At 75.4% G+C, this 7772-nt stretch carries 6 protein-coding genes; 3 read left to right on the top strand and 3 right to left on the bottom strand.

Annotation, left to right across the window (positions count from 1 at the left end; genetic code table 11):
* Positions 1-1133 (bottom strand): HAD-IC family P-type ATPase (locus HUW36_RS20895; RefSeq protein WP_174529712.1); only part of this gene is annotated, 1133 nt, incomplete at its 3' end.
* Positions 1134-1303: 170 nt separating this feature from the next.
* Between HUW36_RS20895 and HUW36_RS20890 the strand changes: the two genes are divergently transcribed.
* Entirely contained in the window at positions 1304-2314 is a 1011-nt protein-coding gene (locus HUW36_RS20890; protein ID WP_174529711.1) for an Acg family FMN-binding oxidoreductase, read from the top strand.
* A 92-nt stretch (positions 2315-2406) separates the two neighbouring features.
* Positions 2407-4074: a sensor histidine kinase gene (locus HUW36_RS20885; protein WP_174529713.1), complete on the top strand. Its 1668-nt coding sequence runs from the start codon at positions 2407-2409 to the stop codon at positions 4072-4074.
* Between the two features lie 7 nt (positions 4075-4081).
* On the opposite strand, the gene HUW36_RS20880 is transcribed toward HUW36_RS20885, so the two are convergent.
* Positions 4082-4720 (bottom strand): response regulator, encoded by a 639-nt coding sequence (locus HUW36_RS20880; protein WP_091096280.1) that lies wholly within the window; start codon positions 4718-4720, stop codon positions 4082-4084.
* 182 nt (positions 4721-4902) lie between these two features.
* Here HUW36_RS20880 and HUW36_RS20875 point away from each other — a divergent pair, with 182 nt between their 5' ends.
* Complete coding sequence (locus HUW36_RS20875) at positions 4903-5877, top strand: Acg family FMN-binding oxidoreductase (RefSeq protein WP_174529710.1); 975 nt, start codon at positions 4903-4905, stop codon at positions 5875-5877.
* Between the two features lie 17 nt (positions 5878-5894).
* On the opposite strand, the gene HUW36_RS20870 is transcribed toward HUW36_RS20875, so the two are convergent.
* Entirely contained in the window at positions 5895-6896 is a 1002-nt protein-coding gene (locus HUW36_RS20870) for an NAD-dependent epimerase/dehydratase family protein (RefSeq protein ID WP_174529709.1), read from the bottom strand.
* Positions 6897-7772 lie beyond the last annotated feature (876 nt).

Below are 7772 nucleotides of genomic sequence, written 5' to 3'. Positions count from 1 at the left end.
GCCAGCCCCCGCTCGCGGGCCTGCCGGACCAGGGCGGCGGCCAGCACGTGCGGGGAGAGCTGCTCGACCGAGGCGGCCAGCCGCAACACCTCGTCCCGGTCCCCGCCGGGCGCCACCACGGTCTCCGCGGCCCGGGGCCGCCCGGCGGTGAGCGTGCCGGTCTTGTCCAGCAGCAGGGTACGGGCGCGGCCGAGCTGCTCCAGCGACCCGCCGTCGCGCACCAGCACGCCCCGCCGAGCCACCCGGGACAGCCCGGACACCACCGCGATCGGGGTGGCCAGCAGCAGCGGGCACGGGGTGGCCACCACCAGCACCGCCACCGCCCGGGCGAACTCGCCGGACAGCAGCCACGCCGCGCCGGCCAGCAGCAGGGTGAACGGGACGAACGCCGCCGCGTACCGGTCGGCGAGGCGCACCATCGGGGCCTTGCGGGCGGTCGCCTCACCGGCCAGCCGGACGATGCCGGCGTACGTGCTCTCCGCCGCGTTCTTCCGGGCCCTCAGCCCGAAGCCGGCGCCCGCGTTGACCACGCCGCTGGCCACCTGCTCGCCGGCGGCCCGACCGACCAGCCGCGCCTCGCCGGTCACCACGGACTCGTCGAGCGTGGCGGGCTCCTCGACGGTGCCGTCCACCGGCACCACCTCGCCGGGGCCGACCACCAGCCGGTCGCCGGCCCGTACCGCGTCCAGCGGCACCACCTCGATCCCGCCGTCGGCGGTGCGGCGGCGGGCCTGCCGGGGCGCGCGCTCCAGCAGCGCCCGAAGGTCGCGGGTGGCCCGGCGGCGGGCGTACTCCTCCAGCGCCTGCCCGGTGGCGACCATCACGGCGATCACGGCGCCGGCCAGGTACTCCCGTACCAGCAACGCGCCGAGCAGCGCCAGCACCGCGATGACGTCGACCCCGAACTGCCGGCGCCACAGCTGCCGCAGCGTGGTCCAGACGGCCGGGACCAGGGCGACCACGGTGACCGCCGCCCAGACCAGCCGGGCCGCGCCGGGCGCCCCCGCGAACCGGAGCGCGGCGCCGGCCAGCACGGCCAGGGTGAGCAGGGCCAGCGGCGCCCACTGCACCCAGGCCCGCAGCCGGGTCCGGACCGGCCGTTCGGGTACGCACTCGGGCGCTTCGGTCCCCACGAAGGGATCGTCTCAGCGCCGACGCCGCCCAGGTAGGGCGAACCGGGCGATCCGACAGGTCGAAGGGCCCCGTGCGGGCCGGCCGGGCATGACCGAGGATGGAGCGGGCAACCCCGCCCGGGCGTCCCGGGTGTGGGGCACGATGGGGAGAAACAGGAAAGGTCGTGACGATGAGCCACGAGACGCCGGCTACCGATCGCCCGCTGACCACCGCGCTCGCGGAGGCCGCCGGAATGGCCGGCCACGCCCCCTCGGTGCACAACACCCAGCCGTGGCACTGGACGGTCCTGCCCGACGCGCTGGAGCTGCGGGTGGTCCGGGAACGGCACCTCAGCGCCATGGACCCGGAGGGCCGCCTGCTGGTGGTCAGCTGCGGCGCGGCGCTGCACCACGCCCGCACGGCGCTGGCCGCCGAGGGGTGGACCCCGGTGGTGGAGCGGCTGCCCGACCCGAACCAGCCCGACCTGCTGGCCCGCATCACCGGGCTTCGGCACACCGGCGCCGACCCCGACGCGATGCACCTCGTGCAGTGCATGCGGGTGCGGCACACCGACCGGCGGCCGGTCAGCGACGAGCCGATCCCCGCCGCCGCGCTCGGCGACATCGACCGCGCCGCCACCGCCGAGGGCGTCAACCTGCAGCTCCTCGACGACATGCAGAAGATCGAGCTGGCCGGCGCGGCCCAGCAGGCCGCCGCCGTCGAGGCGGACAGCCCGGAGCTGCGCGAGGAGTTGTCCTACTGGATCAACCGGGCCGGCACCGGCACCGGGCTGCCGCCGGAGGTGCTGCCCGACCAGCCGGCGCAGACCACCGTGCCGGGCCGCGACTTCGGCCACCCCGGTTCGCTGCCGATCGGTCCCGGCCACGACAAGGCCGCCGTCTACGCCATCCTCTGGGGCGCCGAGGACGAGCCGCTGAGCTGGTTGCGGGCCGGCGAGGCGCTCTCCGCCGCCTGGCTGGCCGCCACCCGCCACGGGGTGTCCCTGGTGCCGCTGTCCGGCGTGGTGGAGGTCGACGGCACCCGCGAGGTGCTCCGGCAGATGCTGGCCGGGCTCGGCTTCCCGTACCTGAGCATGCGACTCGGCGTGGCCGACCCGACGCACGCCGGCCCGCCGCACACCCCGCGCCTGGAGTCCGCGCAGACCGTCGACACCTCGGCGGTACACGACCAGCTGCCCTGACGGGCTCGTCCGCGCACGCCACCGGGCGATAGCATCGCCCGGTGGCCGCCGCACCGAACCCCCGGCACGAGCACGTCACGCCGTCGCTCGGCCTGACTCCGCTGTCCCGGGTCCGCCTCGACGAGCTGCTCCAGGAGATGCTCGACCGTGTCGGCGAGGTGGTGACCAGCCGGGAGCGCCTGCGCGCGCTGCTCGACGCGGTGGTCGGCATCGGCTCCGACCTCGACCTGCGCAGCACCCTGCAACGGATCGTGCAGTCCGCGTGCGACCTGGCCGGCGCCCGCTACGGCGCGCTCGGGGTGATCGGCCCCGACCGGATGCTGCACGACTTCATCGTCCACGGCATCGGTCCCGAGCTGCACGCGAAGATCGGCGAGCTGCCACACGGCCGGGGTGTGCTGGGCCTGCTCATCGACGATCCCAAGCCGCTGCGGATGCCCGACATCACCCAGCACCCGAACTCGTACGGCTTTCCCCCGCACCACCCGCCGATGCACAGCTTCCTCGGCGTGCCGGTGCGCATCCGCGACCACGTCTGGGGCAACCTCTACCTGGCCGAGAAGCAGGGCGCCGCCGAGTTCACCGACGACGACGAGGAGATCGTGGTGGCGCTCGCCGCCGCGGCCGGCGTGGCGATCGAGAACGCCCGCCTCTACGCGCTGGCGCACCGGCGGGAACGCTGGCTGGCCGCCGCCGCCGAGATCACCTCGGTGCTGCTCGGCGAGGTACGCCGCACCGACGCGCTGACCCTGGTGGCCCGCCGCGCCCGCGAGGTCGCCGAGGCCGAGCTGGCCCTGGTGCTGCTCTACGACGAGGACGAGGCGCAGTTCACCGTCGAGGTGGTCGACGGCGCCGACCCGGTGGCCCGGGAACTGGTCGGCGCGGTGCTGCCGGCGAGCGAGACGACCTTCGCCACGGCGGTCACCGAGGGCCGGCACGAGCAGGTCGACGACCTGGCCGCCGCGGCGCCCTGGCCGCGGCCGGTGGTCGCCGGCCCGGCCGTGGTCTCCCCGCTCGCCGCCGCCGACACGCTGCACGGCGTGCTGGTGATCGCCCACCGGCCCGACCACGGCCCGGCCGCCGACGACGACCTCGCCCTGCTGGCCAGCTTCGCCGGGCAGGCCGCGCTGGCCATGGAGCGGGCCCGCGGGCAGGAGGAACGGGAGCTGCTGGTGGTCCTGGAGGACCGCGAGCGGATCGCCCGCGACCTGCACGACGTGGTGATCCAGCGACTGTTCGCCACCGGCCTGCAACTGCAGAGCGGGGCGATGAACGCCCGCCCCGAGGCGGCCAAGCGGATCAACCAGGCGGTCGACGACCTGGACGCCACCATCCGCGACATCCGCCGCACCATCTTCGAGCTGCGCACCCCGATGAGCGCGGCGCTGCGCACCGAGATCCGCGAGGCGATCGAGGTGGCCGCCGAGTCGCTGGGGTGGCGACCCGAGCTGGAGCTGGTCGGCCCGATCGACAGTGCCGTCCCGGACGAGCTGCGTCCCGAACTCACCGCCGTGCTGCGCGAGGCGCTGTCCAACGCGGTACGCCACGCGCACGCCGACCGGGTGGCGGTGCGGGTGGCGGTGCACGCCGGCCGGGTCGACGTCACGGTCAGCGACGACGGGGTCGGCTGCGACCCGGAGGCGGCCCGCAGCGGCCTGGTCAACCTGCGGGAGCGGGCCGAGCGGCTGGGCGGGGAGTTCACGCTGCGCCGGGTGGAGCCGCACGGCACCGAGCTGCGCTGGAGTGTCCCGCTGGGCTGACCGAGGGTCAGTGGGTCTTGCCGAGCAGGCGGGTGGCCAGCACCGCCGCCTGGGTGCGCCGCTCCAGCCCCAGCTTCGCCAGCACGCTGGAGACGTAGTTCTTCACCGTCTTCTCGGCCAGGAACATCTTGCCGGCGATCTCCCGGTTGGTGAGGCCCTCGGCCACGTACTCCAGGATCCGCCGCTCCTGCTCGGTGAGCGACTTCAGCTCCCGCGGCTGCTCCACCCCGCTGCGGATGCGCTCCAGCACCCGGGTGGTGATCGCCGGGTCGAGCAGGGACTGCCCGGCCGCCACCCGGCGGACCGCGTCCACCAGGTCGGTGCCGCGGATCTGCTTGAGCACGTAGCCGGCCGCGCCGGCCATGATGGCCGCGAACAGCGCCTCGTCGTCCTCGTACGAGGTGAGGATCAACCCCTTGATCGACGAGTCGACGGCCCGCACGTCCCGGCAGACGTCGATGCCGTTGCCGTCGGGCAGCCGGGCGTCGAGGATCGCCACGTCGGGACGGAGCGCGGGAATGCGACGCGCCGCCTCCTGGGCCAGGCCGGACTCGCCGACCACCTCGATGTCGCCGCTGCTCTGCAGCAGGTCGGCAAGGCCACGACGGACGACCTCGTGGTCGTCGAGCAGGAACACCCGGATCATCAGTCCTTTCTACCGGCTCCCCCGTACCCGCGCACGGGTCGAAGGTCCCGACCGTCCCACGTCGCCGGGCCGGTCGGACCTCCCCAGGTGGGGACCTCCGGCCCTGCTCACGGCGCCCGGCGGTGACGCACCGTGGGGGTGGACCGACCGGCCGGCCGGCACCGCACGGAGGGAGCACGACCATGACGACCGGATACACCGTCCCGCAGCTGCGGGCCGCGGTCGCCGACGCGGTACGCGCGCCGTCGCTGCACAACACGCAGCCGTGGCGGTTCCGGCTGCACGACGGCGGCATCGAGGTCGCGGTCGACCCGCTGCGCGGGCTGCCGGCCACCGACCCCAGCGGCTGGGGCGCGCGGATCGCCTGCGGGGCGGCGCTGTTCAACCTGCGGCTGGCGCTCGCCGTGGCGGGCACACCGGCCACCGTCCGGCTGCGCCCGTACCCGGGCGACCCGGACGTGGTGGCCCGGCTGGTGCCCGACGTGCCGCGCCGGTCCACGCCGACCGAGCAGAGCCTGTACGCGGCGATCGGCCGCCGGTTCAGCAACCGGGCCCCGTTCTGGCCGGACCCGGTGCCGGCCGAGGCCCGCTGGCGTCTCGGCGAGGCCGCCCGGGCCGAGCAGTGCTGGCTGGAACTGGTCATCGGCACCAGCGCGGTCAACGCGGTCGCCGAGGTCGCCCGCAGCGCCCACCGCGTGCTGGAACGCGACCCGGCGTACGTGGCCGAGCGGGTGGAGTGGATCCGCTCGGAGCCCTCGCCCGACGGGGTGCCCGCCACCGCCGGCGGCCCGCAGAGCGAGCCGCAGGACCTGCTGCCGCAACGCGGGTTCGGTGGCCGCAACCGCGCCCCGGGCCGGGACTTCGAGCCGGAGCCGCTGGTGGCCGTGCTCGGCACGCCCGGCAACACCGCCACCGACCAGGTCGTCGCCGGGCAGGCGTTGCAGCGGGTGCTGCTCACCGCCACCGACGCCGGGCTCAGCGTGTCGATGCTCTCCCAACCGATCGAGGTCCCGGCGGCACGGGAGGCGCTGCGGCTGTCCCTGGGCCGGTTCGGCACGCCGCAGATGGTGATGCGGGTCGGATACGGCCAGCCGGGCCGCGCCACCCCGCGCCGCCCGGTCGACCAGGTGCTCGACCTGCCGGTCGTGCCGGCCTGAGCCGCCGGCGTCGTGCGTCAGCCCAGCGAGGCGGCCAGCAACGCCGCCTCCCGCTCCGGGTCCAGGCCCACCGGCGCGCGCGCCGGCCGGCCCGCTCGGGCCGGGACCCCGCCCACCTCGCGCAGCCACCGCCAGGTGTCGGCGACGGTCTCCGTGACCGGCCGGCAGACCAGACCCGCGGCGTACGCCCGCTCGACGTCGCGCTCCTGCAACCAGCGGTACTCGTGCCCCCGCGGCACCCAGATCGGCAGGTCGTTCCACGGCACCACGCCCGCCGCGAGGATCGGATCCGGCTCCGTCCACCGCAGCGTCGCACCCGACCCGGTCACCGCGACCGCCGCGTCGAGCAGCTCACCCATCGTCGCGTGCCCGGTGCGACCGACCACGTTGTACGCCCCACCGACGCCCTCGACCCCCCGGTCCAGCATCCACACCGCCAGGTCGCGCACGTCGACGTACTGCAACGGGAGATCCCGCGGCCCCGGCGCCAGCACGTCCCCGCCCCGGGCCACCCGGTGCAGCCACCACGGCAGCCGCCCGATGTCCTCCCCCGGGCCGAGGATCAGGCCGGCACGCACCAGCAGCGCCCGGTCCCCGAACACCCGCACCGCGGCCCGTTCCCCGCCCGCCTTGTTCTGCGGGTAGTCGCCGTCGTCCGCGTCCGGCTCGGCCGCCACGGTCGGCGCCTCCTCGCCGGTCCCCAGTCCGACCGGCGGCGCGTACACCGAGCCGCTGGAGACGTAGACGTAGTGCGGCACCGCCCCGGCCAGGGCCCGCGCCGCGTCCCCGACCGCCCGGGGCGCGCCGTCCCAGGTGTCCACCACCAGGTCCCACTCGCCACCGGCGAGCGCGGCCAGGCCCTCCGGCGCGGTCCGGTCACCCCGCAACCGGTGCACGCCGGCCGGCACGTCCCCGTGGATCCCCCGGTTGAACACGGTCACCGACCAGCCTCGGCGCACCGCGTCGGCCACCACCGCAGCACCGACGAATCCCGTACCACCCAGCATCAGCAGTCGCATGCGTCCCAGCCTGCCCGCCGGTCCCCCGTCCCGGACAGCGCGTCTGCCAACGGCAGAACACGAGATCCCGGCCCTCCGCCCGCTCCCGCGACCTTCCCTGGTTGATCGACTCGCTCTGGGGGAGGTGCCGACGCGGCGTCCGCCCTCTCCCGACCGGGGCCTCCTTTCCGGTCCTGTCGTCGGGCCGATCGACTCCGTCACGGGGAGGTGGCGCCATCACGGCCCCGCCATCTCCCCGGACTGGCGCCCCTTCCGGTGTTGCCCGTTCCCGTGGGGAGATCTTGGAAGTTCGGTGCCCCTTTGGGGGCCCTTTCCTTCCAAGACCTCCCACTGCCCGGCTCCTGCACCCCTCGCCGCGTTGATCAAGGAGTTTGTGTCGGGTTTCGGGTCGGGTGCCGACCGAAACTCCTTGATCAATGCGGCGGGCGGGAGCGGGTGCGCCGCCTACGGGACCTGATGTTCTGGCGGTGGGTGGAACACCGGGATGGGTGTCCGGTTGTGGGGTGGGTGTCCGGTTCGGTGGTGGTGGGCGGCACCCCGGGCGCGGAATCGGCGGGGGGTCGACGGCGTTGTAACCCGGTGAACGACCGAGCAGGGTGAACCCCCGCACCACCGTGCCGCCCGTGTGCCCGCCCCCCGGCGGGAATGACGGCCGGTAGCCGGTCGTTACACCTGGTCCCGGCGCCGCCACGGCCCCCCGGCCTCCGCGAGCAGCCGAACCCCCGGCCCCCGGTGACCCGCCCCCCGGGCCCCCGCGAGCCGGACCCCCCAAGACTTCTTTGTGCGCCTGACGGTGCCCACACCCGTCCCCCGGGTGTGTCGACCCCCGAATGGAGCCCCCCTGATGAACACGATTCTGCGTAAGAGCGTCCTGGG

It is taken from the genome of Micromonospora maritima (genome assembly GCF_902825405.1).
Lineage (GTDB): Bacteria > Actinomycetota > Actinomycetes > Mycobacteriales > Micromonosporaceae > Micromonospora > Micromonospora maritima.
This window is presented reverse-complemented; position numbering and strand designations above follow the sequence as displayed.